Below are 26,504 nucleotides of genomic sequence, written 5' to 3'. Positions count from 1 at the left end.
ACCCTCAGATCTGCCACCGCACGGGTCGGGAGATGATGTCGCGGAGCCGGCGCCGGTAGTACCGCGCGGACTCCTGGTTGAAGACGTCCATCGCGGCCGCGGTCGCCTCGACATCCCGGGCGCGCATGGCGTCGAGGATGTCCTGCTGGAGTTCGAAGGCCGCAAGCCGGGTCGCGATGGGATGTTCCACGGGTTCGGCGTCACGGACGAGCAGCCAGAGCGTCTCCATCACCACCCGCAGCGCGGGATTGCCCGCCGCCTCGTACACCCCACGCTGGAACGCGGCGTTGTTCTCCTGGAAGTTGGCGTGGTCCTCGGGGTGATCGCGCATCCGGTCGAGGGCCGCCTGCATCGACTCGATCTGTTCGTCGGTGACGTTCTGCGCGGCGGCCCGCGCGACCATCGGCTCGAGCATCAGCCGGACGTCGATGACATCGCTGATGTTCGCGCCGTTGATCTGCAGGAACAACTTCATGATGTTGCCGAGCGAATCGAGCTCGGGCCGTTTGGCTATGGGCCCGCCGCCGATCCCCGCCTTGATCGTCACGAGGTCGCGACTCTCGAGGAGTCGCAGCGCCTCGCGGACGGTCGTGCGAGCCACGCCGAACTCGCTGACCATCTCCTTCTCCGTCGGCAGGCGCTGGCCCTCGACGATGCCACCGCCGAGGATCTGGTCGGCGACCATGTTGGCCACCCGCGCGGACATCTTCTGCCCGCGCGGCTGCCGGGTGGCGGGCTCGTCGGCGACGGTCATGCGGCTCCCGTGTTCGGCTGATCGGTCGGTGCCGACACCTTACCCGCCCGGACCTGCCGTCGAACTCCGATCGGGGCCGCAAGCGTCGTCGGCGAACGGGCTGGTGCGAGACGCCCGCGACCCACCCGCCATAACTCTGTACATATTTATCGAGCTCGATTACCGTGAGACCAGTTCGGTTCCCACGCGCCGCGCCCGCCTCGGCCGCACGGCGCAGTCCACGACAGTTAGGCAGCCATGACGACCACGTCCCCTGCGTCCGGGAGCCTCTCGGTCAGCATGCACCAGCCGGGCGTCGCACTCGTGGAACTGTCGCGGGGCAAGGTCAACGCCATCGACGGGCAGATGTACGAGGACATCGCCGCGACGTTCGAGGCGCTGTCCGACGACCAGGACGTGCGGGTGATCGTGCTGACCGGCCGCGGCCGCATCTTCAGCGCGGGCAACGACATCAACGAGTTCCGCACCATGTCCACCGTCAGTGGAGACATCGCGATGCGACGGGCCCGACGAGCGCTGTTCAGCGTGCGGGACTGTCACCTCCCCGTCGTGTCCGCGGTCAACGGACCCGCCCTCGGGAGCGGATTCGGACTAGTCGCGCTCTCCGACCTCGTGGTCGCGTCCGAGCGCGCCACCTTCGGGCTCCCGGAGATGAACGTCGGGGTCCTCGGCGGTGGTCGCTTCACCGCCCGGATGCTGCCCCAGCAGGCGATGCGGCGCATGTTCCTCACCGCCGAGCCCGTCGACGCCTCGACCCTGGAACGGTGGGGAGCGCCGATCGAGGTCGTCGCGCATGACGACCTCCTGGAGATCGCCACCGCGCGCGCACGCTCGATCGCGGAGAAGAGCAGGCACGCCATCGTGCTCGCCAAGCAATCCCTCAACGGCTGCGAGGATCTCGACATCCGCCGTGGTTACGAGCTCGAGCAGTCCTTCACCGTGCGGTTGTCCGAACACCCCGATTCCAAGACCGCCGTCGAGGCGCAGGTCGCCGACCTCGCGCGCAGGTGACGCGGTCGGGTCCGCGCCACTCGGGCGCGGACCCGACCAACCGCGTCAGTCCATCGCGATGGTGAGCAGGAGATCCCCACCATCGACTTCGGTCGACCCCGACACCGCCACCCGCTGCACGGTCCCGGAGAGCGGCGCGGAGATCGTGGCCTCCATCTTCATCGCCTCGATCGTGCCGACCGGTTCACCCCGTCGTAGTTCGTCGCCCTCCTTCACCGACAGCGTCACCACACCGGAGAAGGGTGCGGCGAGTTGTCCCGGCGCCGCGGGGTCGGCCTTCTCCGCTGTGCGTGTCGTCGACTCGACCGAGCGATCGCGCACCCGAACCGGCCGCAACTGACCATTCAGGATGCACAGCACGTTGCGCATCCCGGAGTCGTCGGGATCGGAGATCGCCTCGAGGCCGATGAGCAGCTCGACCCCCTTCTCCAGTTCCACGCGATGCTCTTCGTCCTGCCGCAGACCGTAGAAGAACTGGTTGGTGGACAGCCGCGACGTGTCGCCGTAGGTCTCGCGGTGGTCGCGGAACTCGCGGTCGGGTCCGGGGAAGAGCAGCCGGTTGAGCGCGTCTCGGCGCTCCGACGACGTGCCGGCGAGCGCCGCGCGGTCACTCTCGGTCAGGGCCGCGACCGGGCGGGGGTCGGTGCGGCCCTCGAGGGCGCGCGTGCGGAGCGGCTCCGGCCAGCCGCCCGCCGGCTCGCCCAGGTCGCCGTGCAGGAAGTCCACCACCGAGTCGGGGATGTCGTAGGCGGTCGGATCGTCGGCGAAGTCGGTGGCGCTCGCACCGGCCCCGACGAGCGCCAGTGCCAGGTCGCCGACGACCTTCGACGACGGCGTCACCTTGATCAGCCGGCCGAGCACGGTGTCGGCGCCCGCGTACGCCGCCTCGATGTCCTCGAACCGGTCCGCCAATCCCAGTGACAGGGCCTGCTGCCGCAGGTTGGACAGCTGGCCGCCCGGGATCTCGTGCGCGTAGACGCGGCCGGTGGGCGCCGGCAGACCCGTGTCGAACGGTGCGTACGCCGCCCGCACCGCCTCCCAGTAGGGCTCGAGTGCGCAGCAGGCCGCGAGGTCGATCCCGGTGTCGCGGTCGGTGTTCGCCGTCGCGGCGACGATGGCCGACAACGGCGGCTGACTGGTCGTGCCGGCCAGCGGCGCGCTCGCCCCGTCCACCGCGTCCACCCCGGCCTCCCAGGCGGCGAGGTAGGTCGCCAGCTGCCCGCCGGCGGTGTCGTGGGTGTGCAGGTGCACGGGGAGGTCGAATCGCGATCGCAGAGCGCGTACCAGAGTCGACGCCGCGGCCGGGCGCAGCAGGCCCGCCATGTCCTTGATCGCCAGCACGTGCGCGCCTGCCTCGACGATCCGTTCGGCCAGCCTCAGGTAGTAGTCCAGGGTGTACAGGGTCTCGCCGGGATCGGACAGGTCGCCGGTGTAGGACATGGCCACCTCCGCCACCGCCGTCCCGGTCTCCCGCACCGCGTCGATGGCCGGTCGCATCGCGTCGATGTTGTTCAGCGCGTCGAAGATTCGGAAGATGTCGACCCCCGTTGACGCCGCCTCGCGAACGAATGCGTCACTCACCTCAGCCGGGTACGGCGTGTAGCCGACGGTGTTCTTGCCGCGCAGCAACATCTGCAGGCAGACGTTGGGCATCGCCGTGCGCAGGGCCGCGAGACGCTCCCACGGATCCTCCTTGAGGAACCGCAGCGCGACGTCGTACGTCGCGCCGCCCCAGGCCTCGACCGACCACAGCTGCGGGGTCATTCGCGCCACGTGCGGTGCCACGGTCACCAGATCCCGGCTGCGCACGCGGGTGGCCAGCAGCGACTGATGTGCGTCGCGGAAGGTGGTGTCGGTCAGCGCGAGTGCCGTCGACGCGCGAAGCTCGGCGGCGAAACCGTCAGGGCCCAGCTCGTGCAGCCGGTCACGGGATCCGTCGGGCGGCAGCGACGTGAGGTCGACATCCGGCAGTTTGTCGACCGGATACACCGCCGACGGCCGCTCGCCGTGCGGCCGGTTCACGGTGATGTCGGCGAGGTATCGCAGGATGCGCGTACCGCGGTCGGCGGAGGCATGCTGCTCGAGCAGGTCCGGTCGCGACTCGATGAACGAGGTCGTGACGCGCCACGCGCCGAAGTCGTCATCGGCGAGAACCGCTTGCAGGAACGGGATGTTGGTGGCGACGCCGCGCACGCGGAACTCGGCGATCGCACGGCGTGCGCGCGCCCGCGCGGTCTCCAGGTCGCGGCCGCGGCAGGTCAGCTTCACCAGCATCGAGTCGAAGTGGGAACCGATCTCGGACCCCAGCCCGACGCTCCCGTCCAGACGGACGCCGGAGCCACCGGGCGTGCGGTAGGCGGTGATCCGCCCGGTGTCGGGCCGGAAGCCGTCGGTCACGTCCTCGGTCGTGATCCGGCATTGCACTGCCGCACCGCGGATCTCGATCGAATCCTGGGTCAGCCCCAGCTCCTCCAGCGTGACACCCGATGCGATCTGCATCTGGGTCGCGACGAGGTCGACGTCGGTGATCTCCTCGGTGATCGTGTGTTCCACCTGGATGCGAGGGTTCATCTCGATGAACACATGACCCCCGTCGGAACCGAGCAGGAACTCCACCGTCCCGGCACAGGTGTAACCGATATGCCGGGCGAAAGCCACTGCATCCGAACAGATTCGATCACGGATCACCGGGTCGAGCGCGGGCGCGGGAGCCACCTCGACGACCTTCTGGTGACGACGCTGCAACGAACAGTCGCGCTCGTACAGGTGGATGACCTCGCCGGTCGCATCGGCGAGGATCTGCACCTCGATGTGGCGGGCGTCGACCACCGCCCGCTCCAGGAAGACCGTGCCGTCACCGAAAGCCGTGGTGGCCTCGCGCGAGGCCGCCTCTATCGCCCCGCGCAGCCGCGACGGTTCGTCGACGCGACGCATGCCCCGTCCACCACCACCGGCGACCGCCTTGACGAACAGAGGGAAACCGACGTCGTCGGCCGCGTCCAGCAGCTCGTCGACATCACTCGACGGTGTCGACGAGGTCAATACCGGCAAACCGGCCGCGGCCGCGGCCGCAACGGCCCGGGACTTGTCGCCGGCGAGTTCGAGCACCTCGGCGGACGGGCCGACGAAGGTGATCTGCCGGGCCGCACACGCGCGGGCCAGCTCGGCATTCTCGGAGAGGAAGCCGTAACCGGGGTACACCGCGTCGGCTCCGGACGTCACCGCGACGCGGACGATCTCGTCGACCGAGAGGTACGCGCGGACCGGATGCCCCCGTTCGCCGATCTCATAGGATTCGAATGCCTTGGCCCGGTGGACGGAGTTGCGGTCCTCGTGGGGGTAGACGGCGACCGTACTCGCGCCGAGCTCGACCGCGGCACGAAATGCCCGGACCGCGATCTCGCCTCTGTTCGCGACCAGCACCTTCTCGAACATGGGTTTCCTTTCGTCAGCGGATGCGCCGGAAGAAGCCGCGTGAGAAGCGGGCGGGCGCGGGCGGGATGTGACCCACATCTCCGGGTCTGCGGTCAGGTTACTCTATTCGGAATAAAGTTACTTCCCGTAGCCGCTGACGACATCTTTGCGCCCAATCTGCTGAGAAATATCTCTGTACATGTTTCCATCAGGCGGCGGTTTCTATAGTGTGACTTGACATACAGCCTGTCACTGCGATGAGGAGGAACACATGAGTGACGAGCAGTCCGCGGGGGCGGCCGACATCGATCGATGGATCACCGATTGGGAGTTCAGCAGCCGATATCCGGTGTACACACGCGCCAATGCCGGCGAGGTGCTGCCCGACCCGTCGAGTCCGCTGAACGTCACGATGGTCTGGAACAAGGGCCTCAACATCGGATGGCGCGAAGGCTACGTCGAACACCTGGGTACGCATCTCGCCGAGGAGATCGACGAGGTGATGCCCCAGATCATCGGCAACTTCGGCGGTTACCACTACACGAATTTCTCGATGACCGAGCTCAACGGTGCCCGGCTCCCGGGATTGACGGTGCCGGTGTGGAACAGCCTGTGGGTGGGCGATCATCCCGACATCCCCGAGTACGTACCCAAGCCGGGCGACGAGAACGCCGAGCTGACAGCCGGTCTCGCCGAGAAGACCGCCTGGGCTCTCACGACCGATGAGTTCCCGGAAGCCGAAGAGGCCAAGCGCCGCGCCGACCATGCACGCGACCAGCGTCCCGATCTGACCACGATGAGCGATGCCGAACTCGTCGAGCACGCGCGCTCACTGCTCCCCGACCTGATCTACTGCTACGCCTATCACCCGGTCACCACGACGCTGTCGACGATGGGACCGGCCGTCGCCGGCCAGCTTCTCGAAAGCATCGGAGCAGCAGACGAACTCGGCGACCTGCTCAGCGGACTGGGCGGGGTGGACTCGGCCGCGCCGTCGTATGCGATGTGGAAGCTGGGACGTCTCGTCGCCGGCTCCCCCGAGTTGACCGAGATCTTCGACAACGGGCTCGCCACGGCCCTCGAGACGATCACCGCGAGCGACTCCGCCGACGCCGCGAAGTTCCGTGAGGAGTTCGACGACTTCCTCTATCGCTACGGCTCGCGCGCACCGAACGAGTGGGACATCCGCTCGGACAGCTGGGAGACCAGACCCGTACTGGCGCTGATGGCGATCAACGGGATGCGGAACAGCCCGGCGGACGCGGACCCCGAGCTGATCCTGCGTCGCAATCAGGACAAGAGAGTCGCACTCACCGACGAGCTCGCCGCCAAGATGCCCGACGCCGAGTCGGCGACCGCTTTCCGCAACGCGGCGAAGTCGATCACCAAATTCATGCCGTGGCGGGAGCGCACGAAGACCGCGTGCGTCAAGATCATGGGTGAGATGCGGGCCGCTCTCTACGAACTCGGACGCCGGATGGTCGAGCGCGGAATCATGGACGACCACCACGACATCACCATGCTGGTCGACGACGAGCTCGATCGCTTCGTCGCCGAACCGGAGTCGTTCACGGCCACCATCAAGGGCCGACGCGAGCAGTACCTCGCGCTGTTCGATCTGCAACCGCCGTTCTTCCTGTTCGAACCCCTGCCCCTTTCGCAGTGGCCCCGCCGCACCGGGCAGCGGGTGGACCCCGCGGTGCCCGGTGATGTCCTCTCCGGAGTCGGCGGCGCCCCGGGAATCGCCCGGGGACGCGCACGGATCCTGCACGATCCGTACGAGGCCGAGCAGCTGGAGGAAGGCGACATCCTGGTCGCGCCGCAGACCGACCCGGCCTGGACCCCGTTGTTCGTCTTCGCCGGCGGCGTCGTCGTGAACGTCGGCGCGACGATCACCCACTCCTCGATCGTGTGTCGCGAGCTCGGAATCCCCTGTGCTGTCTCGGTTCAGGATGCGACCGCCCGTATCCCGGACGGTGCGATGATCGAGGTCGACGGCAACACCGGGTCGGTGACGATCCTCTGATGGCAGTGACTGACGGGTCCGGTGGCCCGACGATCGGACTCGCGCTTCCCCAACTGGGCGAGCATGTCGATGCCGCGGCGGTCCGCGACTTCGCGGTGTCCGCCGAGGAACTCGGTTTCACCGGACTCTGGGCGCAAGAGCATCTCTTCTACTCCGAACAGAATTCGTCCGTCTACGGCGGCCGGCACACCACCGCGGTGCACCCCGCCTACCGTTCGGTCCTCGGGGCGACCGAGCTCATGGCGTTCGTCGCGTCGTGCACCCGGCGGGCCCTGATCGGGAGCAGCATCCTCGTCGCCGGCTACCACCGCCCGGTCGAACTCGCGCAGCGCCTGGCGACTCTCGACGTGCTCTCCGGCGGACGTCTCGTCGCCGGCCTGGGCGTCGGCTGGTCCGACGAGGAACACCGGCTCATGGACGTCGACCCCCGCACCCGTGGGCGTCGGATGGACGAACTCGTCCGGGCAGTCCAGGCGTGCTGGGGTCCCGACCCCGTCGAGTTCGACGGTGACTTCTTCACCATCCCGACGTCGACCGTTCGGCCGAAACCGGTGCAGACACCGCATCCTCCGCTGCTGTCGGGGTTGCGGTCGGAACGTGGTCTCACCCGCACCGCGGCACTGTTCGACATCTGGAATCCCAGCAGCGGGACCGTCGACGCCTTGGCCGCCCAGCTCGACAGCATGGCTGCCCAGCGCCCCGCCGGCCGCGCGCCCGTACGCCTCTTCCTGCGGTCCTACCTCCAGCGCCCCACCGACCCGGTGGGCTCCGGCGGACAGGGACTCGACGGCGTGGCCGTCGATATCGGCACCGCGAAGGCGGTCGGTGCGGAACACTTCATCATCGAATGCAATTTCTCCGACGACATCCGGTCGCCGGAGGACTGGGCCAGGATGCCCGAGCGGCTGGCGCCGCTGATCCAGCTCGCGCGCGAGGACAGCTCCGCGGAGCCCGACTCGTCCGGGACGGGCACCGCCCGGCCCCAGAAGGAGAACGCATCATGAAAGCTGCTGTCTGGGATGGCGGTACACCGAAGCTCGCAGTCGAGGACATTCCGCGGCCGACGCCCCGTCGCGGCGAGATCCTGCTCAAGGTCACGGCGTGCGGGGTCTGCCACACCGACCTGCACGTGCTGAAGTCCGAGGTGAACTTCCCCGCGCCCGCTGTTCTCGGCCACGAGGTCTCCGGCGTGATCGAGGAACTCGGCGAGGGCGTCGACACCCTCGCCGTCGGCGACCGCGTGGTGTGCAGCTTCATCATGCCGTGCGGCGACTGTCGCCACTGCGCGCGTGGACTGGACGACCTGTGCGAGAAGTTCTTCGCCCACAACCGGCTCAAGGGCACGCTCTACGACGGCGAGACCCGGTTGGCCCGCGCCGACGGCAGTCCGCTCGCGATGTACTCGATGGGCGGCCTCGCCGAATACTGTGTGGTTCCCGCCTCGGATGCGTTCGTCGTCCCCGAGGGAGTCGGGTTGGGCGAGGTCTCCATCCTCGGCTGCAGTTCGTTCACCGCGCTCGGTGCGGTGACCAACGCCGAACTGCGGCTCGCCGACCGTGTCGCCGTCGTGGCCGCCGGCGGGGTCGGATCGTCGATCGTCCAGTTCGCCGCGGCAGCCGGGGTCGCCCAGATCATCGCGATCGACGTGAACGACGACAAGCTCAAGGCAGTGTCGGAACTCGGTGCGACTCATACCGTGAACTCGCGCGACACCGATGTCGTCGCCGAGGTACGGGCGCTGACCGACGGCCACGGCGTCGACGTCGCCTTCGAGGCCCTCGGACATCCGAGCACCTTTGCCACCGCACTGGACATCCTCGACGACGGGGGCCGCGCCGTGGTGGTGGGAATCGCGCCGGCCGGCACCCCCGGCGAGCTCGACCTGGCCCGCCTCGTCCGGCGCAGCCTGCAGATCCGCGGTTCCTACGGCGCCAAGGCCCGGCGGGACATGCCCGCACTGCTGCGCATGGTGGCCGGTGGGATCGTGGAGCCGGAACGAGTGATCACCCGCCGCTACCGGCTCGACGACGTCGACGAGGCCTACCAGGCCCTCGCCCGCGGCGAGATCGTCGGCCGGGCGATCATCGAGATGGACTCCGAATGACCGAGCCCGCGTCCGGCACCGTCGCCATCGTGACCGGTGCCGGCTCGGGTATCGGCCGTGCGGTGACCGAGCTCCTGGTCGAACGCGGCGGTTCGGTTGTCGCCATGGACAACTCGTCTACGATTCTCGACGCCTTCGCGGACCGGCCGCGGATCGTCCCGCTCGTGGGAGACGTGACGTCGGCCGACGACAACCGGCACGCGGTGGAGACGGCGGAGCAGCGTTTCGGCCGTCTCGACGCGCTGGTCCTCAACGCCGGCGTCCCCGCCTCCGGGTCCATCGAGACCCTGGACCTCGACGTCTTCGACCGCTCCCTCGACGTAAATCTCCGATCGGTGGTTCTCGGTGTACGCGAAGCGATCCCGGCGTTCCGGCGGTCCGGCGGTGGCGCGGTGGTGGTGACGGCGTCGGCGACGGCGCTGGGCGGCGAACCCCACCGCTGGCCGTATGCCGCCGCCAAGGCCGGCGTCGTCAATCTCGCCAGATCACTGGCCATCGACCTCGCCGTCGACCGGATCCGAGTCAACTCCGTCTGCCCCGGGCCGATCGAGACCGGGATGACGCAACGCATCGCCGTCCACACACCGGAGCGTTACGAATCGTTGCGCCGGATGGTTCCCCTGCAACGCTGGGGCACCGCCGGTGAGGTGGCCGAGGTGATCGCGTTCCTCGCCTCGCCACTGGCCTCGTTCGTCACCGGCGCGACCATCCCCGTCGACGGCGGCGCCACCTGCGGCAGCGGCCAGACGGTACCCCCGGGTGCCCTGGTGGACAACGCTGTTCGGTGAGCGTCCTGCTCCCCGAGGGTGCGCCGGTCGGGCAGGTGACCGGCAGACTTCAACTCGACCGATGGACTTCGATCGAAGTCTAGGAGTCGAGTTGAAGTCTGTTGGTCACCACGGGTGTGCGCGCGAGACAACCGCGCTGGCTGAGCTCCATCCGCGCGTGCGGGTACAGCTTTCCCTGCCGGGAGATGAGGCGGCGCACACTGGTGCGGCTCGCAGCCTTGAAACAGGTCGTTCGCGGTCCACGACAGAACTGCATCGCCGCGGCCCCCTCTGCTCCCTGAGGTGCGAGCGAAGCGAGCCACGAAGGGTCTCGCACGGTGTCTCACCAGGCCCTTCGAGGCTCGTCGCTATCGCTCCTCGCACCTCAGGGACCAGTGGGTTTGTGGCTCTTTCGGATGAGGGAGCGGGGGCGACGCTCGCCCCCTCAGGGTGCTGGGCGTGAATCACCGCCGTGGGTCGACGAGCACCTTGGTGTGCGAGCTACGGCCCGAATCGAGTTCGGCGAACATCGATTCCAGCTCGCCGAGGCCGATGGTCCCGCTGTGCATCGATGCGACGTCGATGCGCCCCTCGGCGACCAGCGTCATCGCGCCGAGGAAGTCGGAGTGTGTGTACGCGAGTGAACCGATGACCGTCAGCTCACGGCTCTGCCAGTCCCCGTAGCTCACCGACGAATCGGTGTCGGGATATCCGAGCAGGGCCAATGTCCCACCGCGGCGGACGAGTTCGGCACTGGGCTGGAACAACGAGGCCACACCCGAGCATTCGAACACGACGTCGGCGCCGAGCCCGGATGTCACCTCGTCGAGGCGCTGCTCGAGCGCGGACGGATCGACCACATCGGTGAAACCGAGTGCCGTCGCAGCGTCCCGACGTGCCTGTGACGGCTCGGAGACGAGGATGCGCCCGGCGCCCGCGGCCCGCGCGTGCTGCGCGGTGAGGAGACCGATCGGACCCGCACCCTGGATCACCACGTTGGCACCCAACGGGATTCGTGCCCGACGCACCGCGTGGTAGGTGACGGTGGCGGGCTCCATCAGCGCCGCTTCGATATCGGACAGGGCGTCGGGGACCGGGATCGCGCGACGCGCGGAGACCCGCAGCCGGTCGGCGAAACCTCCGTGGGCGGCCGCACCGGGAGAGATGCCATTGGCCTCGGCGAACGCGAGATCACAGTGGTCGGCGTGACCGGCCCGGCACTGGGCGCACACGCCGCACGCCGGTCCGACACCGGCTACGACACGCTGCCCGATCGTCACGTGCGAGACCCCCTCGCCGACTGCGGACACGGTGCCCATCCACTCGTGCCCGAACACCGCGGGAGGCAGCCCGGCCGACTGGTAACCGTGGGTGTCGGTCGCACAGATACCGCAGTATCCGATGTCGACGATCACCTCGCCGGGTCCGGGTGTCGTATCGGAATCGTCGTTCGTCTCGATCACTCCCGGCTCGGCCACCCGGACATAGCGGGGTGCAGTCGTCGTGCTCATCGGTTCCTCATTTCCCTGTCATGCGGGCGACGACCGGAGCAAACTGTTCCAGAGCCCGGTCGCCGATGGTGAAGTAGGAGAACCCGAACTCCTCGCGCCGCTGTTCGAGCTGTTCACAGATGTCGTCGACGGATCCGACGAGGGCATGCGGGAACGCTCGTAGCTCGGCGGAGGTGAAACCGGTTCGTTCGCACAGCGATTCCTCGGTGACGTCGGTGGCTCCGTCGATGGCGATGAAGTAGGCGCCCGTCTCGAGTTCGATGTCGGCCATCCGGCCGCCCGCGCCGGCGCGGACCCAGTCGAGCTTCTTGTGGGTTTCGGCCACCGTCGAGGTCGCCACGCTGTCGGAACCGAGTTTGCCCGACCGGTTGTTGAAGTTGATGCTGACGATGTCGGCGGTGGCACCGGCGAGGGTGAGCACACGCCGCGCGCCGCCTCCGATCATGATGGGCGGTGACTTCTCCGGCACGGGAAGCGGCGCGAATCCCGAGGCACGCACGCCGCCGCGGTCGACGTCGATCGGCGACCCGGCGAACTGCTGCTGACACAACTCCACGGTCGCAGCCAGACGGTCGATACGTTCACGCGCAGGCGGAAACGGCACGCCCATCGCCTCGTACTCAGCTCCCAGCCAGCCGGCACCCAGCCCGACCTCGATACGCCCGGGTGCGAACATCGCCAGTGTCGCAGCCTCTTTCGCGAGCGCCACGGGCTCATGGTAACTGGTGCAGAACATCCGGCACCCGATCACCAGTTCGTCGGTGACCTCGGCGGCGACGGCCATGCTCGCGATCGGGGCAAGGGTGACCGGTCGGTGCGCGGTGGGGTCCAGCGCGGGGCCGGGTCCGATGTAGTGGTCGGACACGTGCAGGGCCGAGTAGCCGAGGTCTTCGACCATGCGAGCGGTGTCTCGCCACTGCGCGCCGGTCTCGGATCGGTACACCTGCGCGGCGAAACGGAACGGACGCTTGGGGTGTGAGGTCATGACGGAACTTTCGAATCGTGTTGGCCAGGAGCCGGATACCGGCGGGAATCGGCGTATTCGTCGGGCGGGACCGGAACGCGGGCCAGCAGCCTGCGGGTGGCCGTGCCGAGTTCGATCGCCCACCGGCGCGGATCGGCGGCACCACGGGCCGACGGGACCTCGACGCTGACGGACGCGGACAGCCCGAGTGCATCCGCCAGTCGACGCAACGGCAGGACGCCCGCGCCCGGTGGCAGCCGGTTGCCGCGAGCCTCGGTCATGGCGGCCGTGTCGTCGCGCGCCGGACCGGTCATTCGGGCGTCACACAACTGCCAGTACGGGATTCGTCCACGTGCGACCTCGGCATCGAGTCCGTCGACGGTTCCGCCCGCACGCGACCAGTGCAGTGCGTCGAGGAGGAGTCCGGCTTCGATTGCTTCCGACTCGTCGAGCAGCATGCGGCCCGCCCTGAGGTCGCGGACGGCGGTGAACACCATAGGTTCGAGACAGCACTGCAGTCCGTACTGGGCGGCCGCCTCGGTCAGTGCGGCGAGATTGTCCCCGGCGCGCCGCCGATCGTCGTCGAGAACGGTGGCGATCAGATGGCGGGCACCCAGGGCGGCGCCGGCGAACAGCACTGACTCCCAATCGGATCGCGACGAACCCGGGTGGATCTTCACGACCTCGACGTCGAGTACGGCCAGCCCGTGATCGTCCAGTGCGAGCAGGGTGTCGGCGAGCAGACGCGACCCCTCGGCGAGTTGGTGTCCGCGTTCGCCGGGCCGATCGGACACGCGTACCCCGACCGCGTCGAATCCCCCGGCCGCCGCGTATTCGATGAACCGCGGCGGCGGCACCGCCAGGGCGGACAACGACGCGAGCGAGACGAGGCGTGTCGACGTCATGGTCCCACCCTCTCGTCTAGTTACTTTATTCTGACTAGTGTTACATCGATCATAGTAGTCCTCCCTCATCTGCTGTCCAGTTCCGACGAGGAGTCCACGTGCATCCCACTCTCGGCACGATCGCCCAGCTCGCCTACGTCGTCGACGACGTCGCGACCGCCGCGCGGCGGTTTGCCGCGACGACCGGAGCAGGGCCCTTCTTCCTGCGCCGCACCGTGATCGACCGTGCCCACGGCGGCGGCGCGGAGGCCGGCGAATTCGATCACTCGTCCGCGTACGGCCAGTGGGGCGCACTGCAGGTCGAACTCATCGAAGTCCACTCGGCCGCACCGGCGGCCTTCGCGGCGACCACCGCGCGCCGCGGCCGGATCCATCATGTCGCGACCTTCGTGCCGTCCTTCTCCGCCGAGCAGGCGCGACTCGAGGCGCTCGGATGTCCGGCACTGCTCACCGCGACGACCTCGAGCGGACATGCGTTCGCATTCCATGACACCCGATCCGACGCCGGCCATCTGATCGAGATCTATGAACCCGCGCCGTCGATCCTCGCGCTGTATGCGAAGGTCGCCGCGGCCGCCGACGGATGGGACGGACGCCGGCCTGTCCGCGAGTTCTAAGCCGTCGCTGCGAGGAGTTCGGCGGCTCGTTCGCGCGCGAGTGCCAGTACCAGCGGATTCCCCGAATTCCACAGCACCGTGAGACGTTTCGCGCAGATGCGCCACTCCCCGTCGACCCGGGTCAGGTCGTCGGAATAGTAGCCGCCGATCGTGAACATCGCGTCGCCCCCCGCATTCGGCAGCACGTGCTCGGCCCGGACATACGTGATCACGCGACCGGTGCCGGCGGTCGAATCGACCGTGATGTCGTAGTTCGACAGGAAGTGCTGGGACGCGGCGAGCCCCGGGAAGAGCATGCGCCCGCGCTGTACCCACTCCTCGGCGCGGAACCGGCCGGCGTTGCCCGGCCGGTAGCTCGAGTAGTCGACGTCGATCTCGTCGGTGAAGACCGAGCGATAGAGCTCCCAGTCCCGTAGGTCGATCCCGCGCGCGAAGCGCGCCATCAGCGACATGATCGCCTCGTGGTCAGTGGTCATGACCCGGCCCTCTCCGTTCGGCCTGCCCGCTCATGCCGGCATCTGCAGCGAGATCTTCTCGAAGTACTCCTCGAGGCCGTCGGGCCCGAGCTCACGCCCGATGCCCGACTTCTTCATGCCCCCGAACGGAGCCATGGGGTTGAAGCGTCCGCCGTTGATCGCGACCTGACCCGTGCGCAACCGCCGCGCGATCGCGACCGCGGCATCATCGCCGGCGGCGAAGACCGCGCCGGAGAGCCCGTAGTCGGAGTCGTTCGCGATCGACACCGCCTCGTCGACGTCGGAGTACGTCAGGATGGTCAGCACCGGACCGAACACTTCCTCGCGGGCGATCCGGGACGAGTTGTCGACCCCGCTCACGACGGTGGGCCGGACGAAGTAGCCCCCGGCCAGCCGTGCTTCGAGACCCGAGACCGGGTCCGCGCCGCCGACCAGCACGCGCGCGGCCGCCGGCAGCGATTCGAGGAATCCGAGCACGACACGTCGCTGACCCGCCGAGGCCATCGGTCCGACGTCGATCGACGGGTCGAGTGGATCGCCTACGGTCATGGCACCCACGAGTTCGGCCACCCGCGCCTCCACTCGGCCCAGGTCGTCACGCGACACCAGCAGTCGGGTGGTCGCCGCGCAGGTCTGGCCGTTGTTGACGAAGCACCCGCGGACCGCGGCCGAGACGGCCGCGTCGAGATCGGCACCCGGAGCGAGGATGAACGCCGATTTTCCGCCGAGTTCCAGGGTCACTTTCTTGATTCCTGATGCAGCCAGTTCGGCAACCGTGGCACCGGCCGACGTGGACCCGGTCAAACTCACCAGATCGACGCCGGGATTGGTCGCGAGTCGCTGCCCGACCTCACGGCCCGGTCCCGACACCACATTGAGCACACCGGCCGGCAGCCCCATGGAGTCGGCGATGTCGGCGACGGCGAACGCCGCGAGCGGTGCGACGCTGCTGGGCTTCACGACGGCGGTGCAGCCTGCCGCCAGCGCGGGCGCCACCTTGGCCGCCAGTTGGTACAGCGGGTAGTTCCATGGCGTGATGGCTCCGACGACGCCCGCCGGAACCCGAAGGATGCGCGAGTTCCCGCGACGTTCCTCGAGCGGCAAGGCCTCGAGAGCCTCGGCCATCGTCCGGAAGACCGCCACCCCGAGTCCCACCTGCACGCTGCGGGAACGGCTGATCGGCGTACCGACCTCGCGCGCCATGATCGTGGCCAGCTCGTCCTCGCGCGCGGCGAGTTCGTCGGCGAAACGCCGGAGCACGCCGACCCGATCGGTCACCGGCACCTGCGACCAGGATTCGAAGGCGGCCGACGCGGCCTCGACCGCGGCGTCGCAGTCGGCCGTGTCCCCGTCGGGCACGCAGGCGAGGACCTCACCGGTCGCGGCCTCGCGTACGTCGATCCGGGCGTCGGAAGACGACGGCACCCACCGCCCGCCGATGTACAGCTCATCCCGATCCAGCGACCCGGCTACCTCCGTCGTGTCGGCATGCGTGATCACCGACGCCGAATCCGTTGTTGCCCTCGTCATGTCGCGCCTTTCCGCCATCGCCCCGCGTAGTGGCGGTGGTCACAGCCCAAGCCTAGCCGCGAATGACTAGTCATTGTCAAGTAAGTCAATGCCGTACCGAACTCTGTTCACAGTTAGGCCAACTTTCTTGACATGCACTACTATTTGGGTAACTTATGAGCAGCGTCACAGCTGTGCGCGACAGGTTGACCGGTCACCCACCGATCAGCGCATCCCCGCCCCGATCCGGGGCCCGACCATCGCCTGCAGGAGCATCATGAACGACCTAGCGATCAACATCTCGGCGCCGACCACCGCAGCAGACGAGCTGGTCGGGCTCGTGATGAAGGGCATGTACCGCGGACCGGTCAGCGCGGAGCTGCAGGCAGTCGTCGATGCCGGGCACGCCGTGGCAAAGGGACCGATGGTCATGCCGACGCCGGCCGGCATCGCCGAAGCGGGCCGACTGGTGCGCCTCCCGGAGGGCAGCGAGCAGGAGCAGGCATTGACGGACTTCCTGCGCTCGTTCCTGCCGGTCAACCGACGGCTGCGCGAGCTGTGCACCGCGTGGCAGTGCCGCCCCGACGGCTCGGCGAACGATCACTCCGATCCCCAGTACGACGCCCGGATCCGCGATCAACTCGACGACATCCACACCGACGTCTCCAAGCTCCTGCGTCGCGCGGGCAAGTCCACCCCGGAACTCCTCGATCACCGGGACCGGCTCCGGGTGGCCCTCGAACGTTTCGACGACGGGGACACCGCTTCCCTGACGTCACCGATGACCGACGGCTACCACACCGTGTGGATGTGGCTCCACCAGCACGTGCTGATGCTGCTCGGTGTCACCCGCGCACAGGACGAGGCCCTCGAAGAGGAGCTCGTCGCGGGCGCGGCGGGATGACCCTGTCCGAGAGTGCGGTCCACACCCTCACCCGGATCGCGGTACCGCACGGGCAGGGACGCGCACGAGGTCTCGGTCCAGCCGACCTCGGCGTCCACGGCGTCGAGATGGACAATCTCGTCGGTCTCGGCCTACCCGTCGTCCCCGGTCTGACAATCCCGGTCGGAGCCGGTGAGGAGCTCGCGAACCGCGAGACCGCCGGCGTAGCCATCGATCTCCTCGAGAAGCTCGCCGTGCGCGGGATCTGGCCTGCCGTGCGCACCGAGCGTCGGCCGATGCTCATGCATCTGCGGTGCAGCGCACCGGTCCCGGTGTCGGCGCTGCCGCCCGCCATCTCGGTGATCGGCCTGTCCACCCGAAACGTCGACGCCCTCGTCGAAGTCATCGGCCGCGATCGCGACATCTTCGACTCGTGGGCCGAGACGCTCCGATTCGTCGCCGAGAACGCGCTGGACGTCGACCCCGACGACCTCGACGACGTCGTCGACGACCACCGCGACAGCCGCGCTCGGGTACCCGCGCTCCTGGAGCTGATCGAAGAGTCGACGGGCGTCGCCTATCCCGCCGATCCGGCCGAGCAGCTCGGGCTGGCCGCGCGGGCCATGCTCGCGCGCTGGGCCTCCCCTCGTGGTCAGCGAACCCGTCGGTCGCTGTCACTCCCCGAGGATCTCGGTATCGCCCTGCACCTCCGTGCCCTGCGCCTGGGGTCGTGGAACGAATCAGGGTACGGATCGGCGACGAGCCGGGATCTCGAGACCGGCGGGTACGCACCCCATGGCGTCTTCCATCTCGGTGTCCGGCGCACCGACCCCGACCCAGGTCCCGGCGAGCCGCTGGGTTCGATGCCGGGTGGGACCGCCATCCTCGACCAGATCTTCGCGACCCTCGAGCCGCATCTCCGCGGGGTCGCCCAGGTGGAGTTCGAGGTGCGCGACCGTCAGATGGCCCTGCTCAGCGCCGGAGCCGTCGAACACCCGGGGCCGAGAGCCGTCACCACCTTGGCCGTCGATCTGGTCAACGACCACGCCATCGGCCGTCGCGAGGCGGTCGCCATGCTCGACCCGGATCTGATGCAGGACCTGCTGCATCCGCAGATCAAGCTGACGGGTTCGGAACAGTTACTGGCGCGGGGACTCCCGGCGTCACCGGGCGCCGCCACCGGTGAGATCGCGCTCAGTGCCGACACCGCACTGCAATGGGCGGCCCAGGGCCGCAACGTGATCCTCGTTGCGTCGGAAACCAGTCCCGCAGATGTCCCCGCCTTGCTGGCGGCCACCGCCGTCCTGACCTCCAACGGTGGACTCGCCTCGCACGCCGCCGTCGTCGCGCGCGGCGCCGGGCGTCCGGCGGTCTGTGGCGCCACCTCCCTCCGGATCGACCGGGCCGCAGGCACGGTCACCAACGGCGACCTCACCCTGGCCGAGGGTGACATCGTCTCCCTCAACGGCCGCACCGGGCACGTGTACCGCGGTGCCGTGACGATCCGTCCCGCGGAGCCGTCGGCCGAACTGGACCGGTTGCTCGGCTGGGCCGACGACATCCGGCGACTCGGAGTGCGCGCCAACGCCGACAACGCGGAGGACGCGGCCACCGCGTTCCGCCTCGGCGCGGAGGGAATCGGGTTGTGCCGCACCGAACACCAGTTCCTCGGCGATCAACTACCACTCGTGCAGCGCCTGGTGCTCGCCGACTCCGAGGCCGAGGAGATCGAGGCCATCGCCGCGTTGACCGCGGCGCAGGAGGCAGACTTCACCGATCTGTTGCGCGTCGTCGGCGACCGTCCCATCACGGTCCGATTGCTCGACGCTCCCCTGCATGAGTTCTTGCCCGCCGACGGGCAGTACCGCACCGAGGACGAGGCGCGACGCGCCGCCGACACCCACGAGTCCAATCCGATGCTGGGCCTGCGCGGCGTGCGCTTCGCGATGGTCCAGAAGCGGCTCTACCCCGCCCAGGCCGAGGCACTGTTCCGTGCCTGGGTCGCCGTCTCCGCCGAGGGCCTGCACCCGCAACTCGAGGTGATGATCCCCCTCGTCTCGCTGCCGGGAGAGCTGAGCCGGGCCATCGCCCAGGTCCACGAGGCGGCCGCGTCGGTCACCGCCGACACGGGAATCACGGTGCCCTACAAGGTGGGCAGTATGGTCGAGACACCACGCGCCGCGCTGCTGGCCGGATCACTCGCCGACGACGCCGACTTCCTCTCGTTCGGGACCAATGACCTGACCCAGCTCACCTACGGCTTCTCCCGCGACGACGTCGAGAAGACGATGCTCACGCATTACCTCGAACACGGGCTGCTGACCGACAGTCCCTTCGCGGTCCTCGACCCCGACGGTGTCGGCGCCCTGGTCTCGCGGGCCGCACTCCTCGCGCGCAGCACCAAGCCGGAGATCAAACTCGGCGTGTGCGGTGAGCACGGCGGCGATCCGTCGTCGATCGAGTACTTGAACTCCGTCGGTCTGCACTATGTCTCGTGCTCGCCGCGCCGGGTGCCGGTCGCCCGCCTCGCGGCCGCCCGGGCAGTGCTGAACGCTGACTGAAAGGTCCCTCATGGCAACCGAACTCGACGACCTTCGACTGGCTGTCCGGGAGGCTGTCGACTCGCTCGGCGGACCGGCGTCCTGCCGCGACCTCGATACCGACGGACCGGGATGGGATGCGCGGGCGTGGTCGGTGCTCGCCGAACAGATCGGCGTCGCCGCGATCGGCATCCCCGAAACCCTCGGCGGGCTGGGCGGACTCGCGGAGCTCGTCGTCGTCGCGGAGGAGCTGGGCGCCGGACTGCTGCCGGTGCCGTTCCTGTCGACGGCGTTGGCCGCCCAGGTGCTGGTCCGGTCCGGCGGCGCCGACGACGCTCTGGAGCAGATCGCCGAAGGTGCCCCCGCCGCGCTCCTCGGTCTCGACCGGCATGGTTGGTTCGACCCCGGCAGCATCCCGTTCGAGGTCGGATCGAGCACTGCCGGTGACACGGTGTGCGGTGTGGCCGCCTCGGCTCTCGGCGCCGCCGGCGCGAGGTGGTTCGTCGTGCCCGCACACACCCCGGACGGTCCCGCGCTGTTCCTCTGTGACGCCAGGCATCCCGGCGTGTCGACGACACCGTTGCCCACACTCGACCTGTCCCGCGCACATGCCGCGGTCACGCTGTCCGAGGTGCCCGTGCGCCGACTGGATGCCGTCGGCCCGCCGGAGGCCGTCATCCTGCCCGCCCTCGACGTCGCATGCATCGTCCTTGCCGCGGAACAGGTCGGGGGCGCCCAGCGGATACTCGATCGCACCGTGGACTACGTCAAGGAACGGCGGCAGTTCGATCGCGTGATCGGCAGCTTCCAGGCCGTCAAACACACGCTGGCCGATCTCCTCGTACTCGTCGAGTCGTCACGGTCCGCGGTGACCCGCGCCGTCGATGCCGACGACCTCGCCGAGGCCTCGTCCGTGGCTCGGGCCTGGTGCAGCGATGCCTATCGCACCGTCAGCGCCGAGGCCCTCCAGCTCCACGGCGGCATCGGTTTCACCTGGGAGCACGACTGCCACCTGTACTTCCGCCGCGCCCGTGCCGACGCACAACTGTTGGGAACGAGCACCTTTCACCGCGAACGCCTCGCCGTCACCCTGGGTTGGTGAGCTGCTCCGCGTGGGCCGCTTCCCGCTCCCTGAGGAGCGCCCGGAGCCTGCGGAGTGGCGCGGCGCCCCTTCCGCTCCCTGAGGAGCGCCCGGAGCCTGCGGAGGGCGCGTCACGAAGGGTCTCCCACGCATCTCACCAGGACCCTTCGAGGCTCGTCGCTAGCGCTCCTCGCACCTCAGGGAGCGGGGAGGAAGGCACCGCTATCACTCCTCGCACCTCAGCGAGAGAACTCGGCCACTCGCACCCGCGGAGTTCGTTCTTTCATGAGGCACGACGGCCACCAGGCCGCAGACACTTCGAAGCGAGCTTGCGAACGTCGATCTCCGCTCCCTGAGGAGCGCCCGGAGCCTGCGGAGGGCGCGTCACGAAGGGTCTCCCACGCATCTCACCAGGACCCTTCGAGGCTCGTCGCTATCGCTCCTCGCACCTCAGGGAGCGGAAAATGGCACCGGCATCGCTCCTCGCACGTCAGGGAGCAGGGGTTATGCGCTTCTTTCCGATTTGGGAGCAGGGATGGTGGTGCAGTCGTTCCTCACACCGCAGCGGACGTGGCGGCGCCGCCCTACCTCACACCGTTGTGAGCGGATCCCATCTCAGCGGCGGTCGCGTGCGGAGAACGGCCGATCTTTGTCGACACGCGGTTCCGGCGGAAGTCCGAGCACGCGTTCGCCGATGATGGTGCGCTGGATCTGATCCGTCCCACCCGCGAGACGGTAGCCGGGGCTACCCAAGAGGTGTTCGGTCCAGGCGAATCGGCTCGGATCGGTGTCCACCGTGATGTCGTTGCCGAGCAGGTCGGCGGCGATCTCGCCGATGCGGACGAGCACGTCCGACGCCATGAGCTTCCCGACGGACGCGGCCGGGCCGGGCGACCGTCCGGCGGCCGCCGCACGTGCCACCCGGTCCGCGGTGGCCTTGCGCAGTTCGGCCCGGATGTACACGTCGGCGAGTTGCTGACGGACGACTGGATCGTCAACCACACCGACCTGCTGGGCGAGCTCCACGAGCTCGGCGACGGACCCGCCCTTCTTGCGGGTGACCGACCCTGAGGCCGTCCGCTCGAATGCCAGTGTCGCACCGGCGATCTTCCAGCCCTGGCCGATGTCACCGAGACGCGCGGTGTCGGGGACCCGGACATCGTTGAGGAACACCTCGTTGAACGAGGCCCCGCCGCTCATCTGCCGGATCGGCCGGATCTCCACACCCGGGGCGTCGAGCGGGATGAGGAAGGCTGTGATGCCCTTGTGCTTCGGCAGGTCGGGGTCGGTGCGGGCCAGCAGCATGCCGAGATCGGCGAAGCGGGCTCCCGACGACCAGACCTTCTGCCCGTCGATGCGCCACCCGTCGCTGTCACGCACCGCGCGGCAGGACAGCGACGCCAGATCGGATCCGGCGCCGGGCTCGCTGAAGAGCTGGCAGGCCAACAGGTCGGTGCGCAACAACGGGGTGGCATAGTCCGCGCGCTGGCGCCTGGTGCCGAACATCGCAACCGCGGGGCCGACCAATCCGGTTGTGACACTGATCAGTTCGGTCGACCGCGGGACCTCGAACTCGAGTTCGGCGCGGGCCACCTCGGCGGCGTACGACGCGGGCAGTCCGCGTCCCCCATGCTCCGGCGCCAGGGTGAGGGCGCCGTATCCGGCGTCGAACCGCTGTCGGCGATAGTTCCGCGCCGCATCCAGCAGTTGCTGTTCCTGCTCGTCGGACAGATTCCGGAACACCGCCAGGTCGGCCGGACCCCGGATGGTGGCCGAGCGCGGCGCGGCGACCGTGGCGAGCCAGTCCCGCACCTCCGCACGGAACGCATCGAGGTCCGATCCGCCCGCATCGACGGTCGTCTGTGCCGGTGCCGACATCGGCTTCCTCCTCAAACAGTCAGAACGGTGCACGCCGAAAGCCCCGGCGCGCCATAGACGTGTGTGAATCCGACTTCCGGGTTGCCCGGCACCTGTCGCCCCTCGGCACGCCCCTGCAGCTGGCGGACGACCTCGTGGACCTGCCGCAATCCGGAAGCCCCGATCGGCTCGCCGTTGGCGAGGCAACCGCCGTCGGTGTTCACGGGCGTGCGGCCGTCGACGTCGGTACCGCCGGACCGGATCAGCTCGTCCTGTTCGCCATGCCCACACAGTCCGGTCTCGGCGAGATGAATGACCTCCGAACCACTGTCGGTGTCCTGCACCTGCGCGACGTCGACGTCGGCGGGTCCGACACCGGCGACGGCGAACGCGGCAGCCGCCGCGTCGATGCTGGGGCTGTGCACCGGCAGTGGAGCCAACCACGGCGAGAACACCTCGAACGATCCGAAGCGTCGGGTACGCACCTCCGCCGCGGCCAACCGGACGGGCGTGTCGCACAGGTCGTGAGCACGCTCGCCGGAGGCGAGGATCAGGGCCACCCCGCCCTCGCCGGGCGAGCAGAACATGTACTGGGTGAGCGGACTGTTGACCGGCGCTGCGGACAGGATCTCGGCCTCGGACAGCGGCTTTCGACGCCACGCCATCGGGTGCACGGCGCCGTTGGCGAAGGCCCGTTCGGCGACGGCGCCCAGCAGGGATTCGTCGAGACCGTGTTCGGCGAAGTACCGGCGCGTCTTCATCGCGAAGTACTGGGTGGTGACCATCATTCCGGAACGGGCGTACCACGGCCCCAGCCCATAGGCGGCCGGGTCGGAACCGAACGCCCCGCGTTCGTGTTTGTCGAAGCCCACGACCGCAACGATCTCGGCGCGACCGGAACGAATCATGTCGGTGGCGGTCGCGAGCGCGACACCGCCAGTGGCACAACCGTTCTTGACGGTCACGAATGGGATACCGGTCAGACCGAGGCGATTGACCAGTGAATCCGGCTTACCGGAGACGTTGCTGCCGCCGACCGCGGCGTCGACGGACTCCCAGCCCAATCCGGCGTCGGCGAGGGCGGCGCGCAGGGCGTGTTCGCCCATGTCCATGCCGCTGATGTCCCCGTGCCGGCCGAAGGCGTGCATTCCGGCGCCGACGATGTGGACCTCTGCGCGACTCATGCCGCGACCTTCTCGAACGCGAAGGTGGTGCAGTCGTCGAGCGCCCACAGCCGCAGCTCGACCTCGTCTCCGATCGCGACCTCGGAGAGAACCCGCGACTCCACCAGCACAGACCCCAGGTCCACGTAGGCAACGACGAATGGCTCGAAGCCCGAATCCGGCACTCGGAACGGCGGCTTCGGCGCGAACGCCTGCTCCGTCCAGGTCCACACGGTGCCTCGCCGCGGCAGAGCCACGCGTGACACCGCGGTGCCGGCGCAGCCGGGGCAGCGGGTGACGGCGGGAAAGACGACGACATCGCAGTCCGCGCAGTCGGAGCCGGCCAGAACCGGCGGATCGAGCTGCGCGAACAGCGACTCGTCGACGAGGGGTGGCGTCGTGGGTCCCACGGTCAGTTCCCGGACAGCAGGGTGAGCGGTCGCCCCAGGATCTGTCCCACCGTGCGCAGGTACTCGGCCGCCGGCGCCCCGTCGACCGCGCGGTGATCGAACGTCAGGCTGAGCGTGAGCACCTGGGTCCGCACCGGAGTGTCGCCCTCCCAGCGGAATCCGTCCTTCACGCGGCCCACGCCGAGGATCGCGACATTGCCCGGGTTGATGACCGGGGTGAAGAAGTCGACGCCGTAGGCCCCGAGCGTGCTGACCGAGAAGGTGGCCCCCTCGAGGTCGTTCAATCCGAGCGTGCCACCACGCGCCGCGGTCGCCAGCTCCCGGGTCCGCTCGGCGATCGCGATCACCGACAGATGGTCCGCACCACGGACGACCGGGACCACGAGCCCACCGTCGACCGCCACGGCGAGACCGACGTCGATGCGATCGGCCACGACGATCTGATCGTCGACGATTCCCGCGTTGAGCAACGGATGGTCACGCAGCGCGAGGGCAGCGGCCCGGACGACGAAGTCGTTGAGACTCGGCGCGCCGCGGTCGGTGTCGGCCGCTTCGGCCTTGAGTGCCGAGCGCGTGGCGACCAGTTCGGTGACGTCGACCTCGTAACCGTGGGTGAGCTGCGCCATCGAGTGCAGGCTGTCCATCATGTTCCGGGCGATCGCGCCTCGCATGCCGCGCAGGGGGATCACGTCGCCGGGTCGTGGCCCGTCCGGTGTCCGCCCCGCGCGTGACGGTGCGGCCGATCGTGCTGCGGTGGAACGGCCTTCGCCCGCGGCGCGTTCGACATCGGAGCGGGTGATCCGTCCACCGATTCCGCTACCGGTCACGGTCGCGAGATCGACGCCGAGTTCGGCGGCGAGCTTGCGCACCACCGGACCGACGAATCCGGCGGTCGCGCCGGGCTCGACGGCAGCCGACGGTCGCTCCGCCGGCGCCTCACCCGGCAGCGGTCGGGCGAGGAAGTCCTCGACGTCCTCGGACACGATACGGCCACCGGGGCCGGTACCGGTGAGTGTCTGCAGGTCGACGCCGGCCTCGGCGGCGACGCGTCGAGCGTTCGGCGAGGCCTTGAGCCGTCCGCCCGCCGTGCCGACCCCGTTCACCGGCACGGCGGCCGGTGTCGGCGTCGAGGCGGCGGATGAAGCGGCTGCCCCCTGTCCCGCATCACCGTCGGGCGACGCGCCGTCCTCGGGCACGGACTCCCCCTCGGCGAGCAGCCATCCGACGACGGCACCGACAGGCAGCACGGCACCCGCCTCCGCCGCGGTGGCCAGCACCCCCTCGCCCTCCGCCTCGACGTCGACGTCGACCTTGTCCGTCTCGACCCGGAACAGGGTGTCGCCCAGCGAGACCCGCTGACCCGGGGTGGCCACCCAGCCGCCGATCACACCCTCCTGCATGGTGAGACCGAGTTTGGGCAGCACGATCTGGAAGGCCACGATCAGTTCCTTTCCAGCAGCCGACGGGCTCCGGCGACGATCCGGTCCGCGTCGGGGACGTAGGACTTCTCCAGCGGAGTGCTGAACGGCACGGGCGTGAACGGCGCGCCGATGCGCAGCACGGGCGCGTCGAGATGGTCGAACGCCTCTTCCTGGATCTGCGCCGCGACCTCGGCACCGATCCCGCCGAAGGTCACCGCCTCGTGGACCACCAGGATGCGGTTGGTCTTGCGCGCGGATTCGACGATCGTGGCGGTGTCGAGGGGTTGCACCGACCGGGGGTCGATGACTTCGGCGGATATTCCGTTCTCGGCCAACGTATCCGCGGCTTTCAGCGCCTCGGCCACCATCCGGCCGAAGGCCACGATGGTGACGTCGTCACCGGTGCGCGGCACAGCCGCCTCGCCGATCGGGATCTCGTAGATCTCCTCCGGAACCTCACCGCGCGAACCGAGCAGGACTTTGTTGAGCATGAACACGACCGGGTTGTCGTCGCGCACCGCGGACACCAGCAATCCCTTGGCATCCCGGGCATTCGACGGCATGACGACCTTGAGCCCCGGAGTGTGCGCGAGCCACGTCTCCAGACTCTGCGAGTGCTGCGCGCCGGCGCTCACGCCCGCGCCGTACGCAACGGCGATGACCATGGGCACCTTGACCTCGCCGCCGTACATGAACTTCATCTTCGCCGCCTGGTTCACGACCTGGTCCAGGGCGACGGCGAGGAAGTCCATGAACATGATGTCGACGATCGGCCGCAGACCGCGGGCCGCGGCCCCGACGCCCAGGCCGATCAGGCCCATCTCGGCGATCGGGGTGTCGACCATGCGACGTTCGCCGAACTCGGCGAGCAGGCCGTCGTACATGTGGAAGACGCCACCGTAGGCGGCCACGTCCTCACCGATCACGAAGACGTCATCGTTCTCGCGCATCACCTGCGCGACACCCTCGTTGAAGGCTTTGACGTAGGTGGTGGACCGCGCTGCCGGGGCCGCGTTGTCTGCGCCGGATTCTGTTGCGCCGGATTCTGTTGCGATGGTTTCTGTTGCAGTGGACATGTTCTCGGCTTCTCC

21 protein-coding genes are annotated in these 26,504 nt (G+C 68.9%); 9 read left to right on the top strand and 12 right to left on the bottom strand.

Translation table 11 applies throughout. From position 1 onward, the window contains the following. Positions 1–4: 4 nt before the first annotated feature. The gene (locus tag CA982_RS15045; protein WP_086536092.1) at positions 5–754 is read right to left on the bottom strand and encodes a FadR/GntR family transcriptional regulator; all 750 of its coding nucleotides are present in this window, start codon (positions 752–754) and stop codon (positions 5–7) included. Between the two features lie 237 nt (positions 755–991). Here CA982_RS15045 and CA982_RS15040 point away from each other — a divergent pair, with 237 nt between their 5' ends. After that, positions 992–1,765: an enoyl-CoA hydratase-related protein gene (locus CA982_RS15040; protein WP_086536091.1), complete on the top strand. Its 774-nt coding sequence runs from the start codon at positions 992–994 to the stop codon at positions 1,763–1,765. Positions 1,766–1,810: 45 nt separating this feature from the next. Here the strand turns inward: CA982_RS15040 and CA982_RS15035 are convergent, their stop codons facing one another. Beyond that, entirely contained in the window at positions 1,811–5,200 is a 3,390-nt protein-coding gene (locus CA982_RS15035) for a pyruvate carboxylase (RefSeq protein ID WP_086536090.1), read from the bottom strand. Between the two features lie 250 nt (positions 5,201–5,450). Between CA982_RS15035 and CA982_RS15030 the strand changes: the two genes are divergently transcribed. From CA982_RS15030 to CA982_RS15015, 4 genes are read left to right on the top strand one after another with little or no spacing between them, the layout of a single operon-like run. Further along, complete coding sequence (locus tag CA982_RS15030; RefSeq protein WP_086536089.1) at positions 5,451–7,205, top strand: PEP-utilizing enzyme; 1,755 nt, start codon at positions 5,451–5,453, stop codon at positions 7,203–7,205. After that, positions 7,205–8,209 (top strand): TIGR03619 family F420-dependent LLM class oxidoreductase, encoded by a 1,005-nt coding sequence (locus CA982_RS15025; protein ID WP_086536088.1) that lies wholly within the window; start codon positions 7,205–7,207, stop codon positions 8,207–8,209. The genes CA982_RS15030 and CA982_RS15025 overlap by 1 nt, the downstream gene beginning before the upstream one ends. Further along, positions 8,206–9,309 (top strand): zinc-binding dehydrogenase, encoded by a 1,104-nt coding sequence (locus CA982_RS15020; RefSeq protein ID WP_086536087.1) that lies wholly within the window; start codon positions 8,206–8,208, stop codon positions 9,307–9,309. The genes CA982_RS15025 and CA982_RS15020 overlap by 4 nt, the downstream gene beginning before the upstream one ends. After that, positions 9,306–10,097: an SDR family NAD(P)-dependent oxidoreductase gene (locus tag CA982_RS15015; protein ID WP_086536086.1), complete on the top strand. Its 792-nt coding sequence runs from the start codon at positions 9,306–9,308 to the stop codon at positions 10,095–10,097. Before CA982_RS15020 ends, CA982_RS15015 begins: the two co-directional genes overlap by 4 nt. A gap of 443 nt (positions 10,098–10,540) precedes the next feature. Here CA982_RS15015 and CA982_RS15010 read toward each other — a convergent pair whose 3' ends face one another. From CA982_RS15010 to CA982_RS15000, 3 genes are read right to left on the bottom strand one after another with little or no spacing between them, the layout of a single operon-like run. After that, positions 10,541–11,587 (bottom strand): zinc-dependent alcohol dehydrogenase, encoded by a 1,047-nt coding sequence (locus tag CA982_RS15010; protein WP_086536085.1) that lies wholly within the window; start codon positions 11,585–11,587, stop codon positions 10,541–10,543. Positions 11,588–11,594: 7 nt separating this feature from the next. Then, a complete protein-coding gene (locus CA982_RS15005) occupies positions 11,595–12,572 on the bottom strand; it encodes a TIGR03621 family F420-dependent LLM class oxidoreductase (RefSeq protein WP_086536084.1) in 978 nt (325 codons plus the stop codon). After that, positions 12,569–13,456 carry a sugar phosphate isomerase/epimerase family protein gene (locus CA982_RS15000; RefSeq protein WP_086536083.1) on the bottom strand — a complete coding sequence of 296 codons (888 nt, stop codon included), beginning with the start codon at positions 13,454–13,456 and terminating at the stop codon, positions 12,569–12,571. The genes CA982_RS15005 and CA982_RS15000 overlap by 4 nt, the downstream gene beginning before the upstream one ends. A gap of 98 nt (positions 13,457–13,554) precedes the next feature. Here CA982_RS15000 and CA982_RS14995 point away from each other — a divergent pair, with 98 nt between their 5' ends. Next, positions 13,555–14,073, top strand: coding sequence for a VOC family protein (locus tag CA982_RS14995; protein ID WP_086536082.1), 519 nt, complete (start codon positions 13,555–13,557; stop codon positions 14,071–14,073). Here CA982_RS14995 and CA982_RS14990 read toward each other — a convergent pair. Both CA982_RS14990 and CA982_RS14985 read right to left on the bottom strand, forming a co-directional pair. After that, positions 14,070–14,549, bottom strand: coding sequence for a nuclear transport factor 2 family protein (locus tag CA982_RS14990; protein WP_086536081.1), 480 nt, complete (start codon positions 14,547–14,549; stop codon positions 14,070–14,072). The genes CA982_RS14995 and CA982_RS14990 overlap by 4 nt on opposite strands. A gap of 30 nt (positions 14,550–14,579) precedes the next feature. Then, positions 14,580–16,079 carry an aldehyde dehydrogenase family protein gene (locus CA982_RS14985; protein WP_086536080.1) on the bottom strand — a complete coding sequence of 500 codons (1,500 nt, stop codon included), beginning with the start codon at positions 16,077–16,079 and terminating at the stop codon, positions 14,580–14,582. A gap of 256 nt (positions 16,080–16,335) precedes the next feature. On the opposite strand from CA982_RS14985, the gene CA982_RS14980 reads away from it, so the two are divergent. The 3 genes from CA982_RS14980 to CA982_RS14970 are packed head-to-tail and all read left to right on the top strand — an operon-like array spanning position 16,336 to position 20,583. Continuing rightward, positions 16,336–16,962 carry a hypothetical protein gene (locus tag CA982_RS14980; RefSeq protein WP_086536079.1) on the top strand — a complete coding sequence of 209 codons (627 nt, stop codon included), beginning with the start codon at positions 16,336–16,338 and terminating at the stop codon, positions 16,960–16,962. After that, positions 16,959–19,502, top strand: a complete 2,544-nt coding sequence (locus CA982_RS14975; RefSeq protein ID WP_086536078.1) for a putative PEP-binding protein — start codon at positions 16,959–16,961, stop codon at positions 19,500–19,502. Before CA982_RS14980 ends, CA982_RS14975 begins: the two co-directional genes overlap by 4 nt. Positions 19,503–19,512: 10 nt before the next feature. Beyond that, entirely contained in the window at positions 19,513–20,583 is a 1,071-nt protein-coding gene (locus CA982_RS14970) for an acyl-CoA dehydrogenase family protein (protein ID WP_086536077.1), read from the top strand. 594 nt (positions 20,584–21,177) lie between these two features. Here the strand turns inward: CA982_RS14970 and CA982_RS14965 are convergent. The 5 genes from CA982_RS14965 to CA982_RS14945 are packed head-to-tail and all read right to left on the bottom strand — an operon-like array spanning position 21,178 to position 26,489. Beyond that, positions 21,178–22,440 (bottom strand): acyl-CoA dehydrogenase family protein, encoded by a 1,263-nt coding sequence (locus CA982_RS14965; protein ID WP_086536076.1) that lies wholly within the window; start codon positions 22,438–22,440, stop codon positions 21,178–21,180. 11 nt (positions 22,441–22,451) lie between these two features. Continuing rightward, positions 22,452–23,603, bottom strand: coding sequence for a thiolase family protein (locus CA982_RS14960; protein ID WP_086536075.1), 1,152 nt, complete (start codon positions 23,601–23,603; stop codon positions 22,452–22,454). After that, positions 23,600–23,992 carry a Zn-ribbon domain-containing OB-fold protein gene (locus CA982_RS14955; protein WP_086536074.1) on the bottom strand — a complete coding sequence of 131 codons (393 nt, stop codon included), beginning with the start codon at positions 23,990–23,992 and terminating at the stop codon, positions 23,600–23,602. The genes CA982_RS14960 and CA982_RS14955 overlap by 4 nt, the downstream gene beginning before the upstream one ends. A 2-nt stretch (positions 23,993–23,994) precedes the next feature. Beyond that, positions 23,995–25,431 carry a dihydrolipoamide acetyltransferase family protein gene (locus CA982_RS14950; protein ID WP_086536073.1) on the bottom strand — a complete coding sequence of 479 codons (1,437 nt, stop codon included), beginning with the start codon at positions 25,429–25,431 and terminating at the stop codon, positions 23,995–23,997. Between the two features lie 2 nt (positions 25,432–25,433). Beyond that, a complete protein-coding gene (locus CA982_RS14945; RefSeq protein WP_208617960.1) occupies positions 25,434–26,489 on the bottom strand; it encodes an alpha-ketoacid dehydrogenase subunit beta in 1,056 nt (351 codons plus the stop codon). Positions 26,490–26,504 lie beyond the last annotated feature (15 nt).

The sequence above is a fragment of the Gordonia lacunae genome, from assembly GCF_002149015.1.
Taxonomy (GTDB): Bacteria; Actinomycetota; Actinomycetes; order Mycobacteriales; family Mycobacteriaceae; genus Gordonia; species Gordonia lacunae.
The sequence above is the reverse complement of the archived record's forward strand: the minus strand, read 5'-3'. Positions and strand labels throughout refer to the sequence as shown.

Excerpts from the sequence above, each read along its gene's own strand:
- CA982_RS15025 (WP_086536088.1), top strand. The coding sequence starts at position 7,205 with ATGGCAGTGACTGACGGGTCCGGTGGCCCGACGATCGGACTCGCGCTT.
- CA982_RS15045 (WP_086536092.1), bottom strand. The coding sequence starts at position 754 with ATGACCGTCGCCGACGAGCCCGCCACCCGGCAGCCGCGCGGGCAGAAG.
- CA982_RS15040 (WP_086536091.1), top strand. The coding sequence starts at position 992 with ATGACGACCACGTCCCCTGCGTCCGGGAGCCTCTCGGTCAGCATGCAC.
- CA982_RS14960 (WP_086536075.1), bottom strand. The coding sequence starts at position 23,603 with ATGAGTCGCGCAGAGGTCCACATCGTCGGCGCCGGAATGCACGCCTTC.
- CA982_RS14945 (WP_208617960.1), bottom strand. The coding sequence starts at position 26,489 with ATGTCCACTGCAACAGAAACCATCGCAACAGAATCCGGCGCAACAGAA.
- CA982_RS15000 (WP_086536083.1), bottom strand. The coding sequence starts at position 13,456 with ATGACGTCGACACGCCTCGTCTCGCTCGCGTCGTTGTCCGCCCTGGCG.
- CA982_RS14970 (WP_086536077.1), top strand. The coding sequence starts at position 19,513 with ATGGCAACCGAACTCGACGACCTTCGACTGGCTGTCCGGGAGGCTGTC.
- CA982_RS14990 (WP_086536081.1), bottom strand. The coding sequence starts at position 14,549 with ATGACCACTGACCACGAGGCGATCATGTCGCTGATGGCGCGCTTCGCG.
- CA982_RS15035 (WP_086536090.1), bottom strand. The coding sequence starts at position 5,200 with ATGTTCGAGAAGGTGCTGGTCGCGAACAGAGGCGAGATCGCGGTCCGG.
- CA982_RS15030 (WP_086536089.1), top strand. The coding sequence starts at position 5,451 with ATGAGTGACGAGCAGTCCGCGGGGGCGGCCGACATCGATCGATGGATC.
- CA982_RS15010 (WP_086536085.1), bottom strand. The coding sequence starts at position 11,587 with ATGAGCACGACGACTGCACCCCGCTATGTCCGGGTGGCCGAGCCGGGA.
- CA982_RS14965 (WP_086536076.1), bottom strand. The coding sequence starts at position 22,440 with ATGTCGGCACCGGCACAGACGACCGTCGATGCGGGCGGATCGGACCTC.
- CA982_RS14975 (WP_086536078.1), top strand. The coding sequence starts at position 16,959 with ATGACCCTGTCCGAGAGTGCGGTCCACACCCTCACCCGGATCGCGGTA.
- CA982_RS15015 (WP_086536086.1), top strand. The coding sequence starts at position 9,306 with ATGACCGAGCCCGCGTCCGGCACCGTCGCCATCGTGACCGGTGCCGGC.
- CA982_RS15005 (WP_086536084.1), bottom strand. The coding sequence starts at position 12,572 with ATGACCTCACACCCCAAGCGTCCGTTCCGTTTCGCCGCGCAGGTGTAC.
- CA982_RS14985 (WP_086536080.1), bottom strand. The coding sequence starts at position 16,079 with ATGACGAGGGCAACAACGGATTCGGCGTCGGTGATCACGCATGCCGAC.
- CA982_RS15020 (WP_086536087.1), top strand. The coding sequence starts at position 8,206 with ATGAAAGCTGCTGTCTGGGATGGCGGTACACCGAAGCTCGCAGTCGAG.
- CA982_RS14980 (WP_086536079.1), top strand. The coding sequence starts at position 16,336 with ATGAACGACCTAGCGATCAACATCTCGGCGCCGACCACCGCAGCAGAC.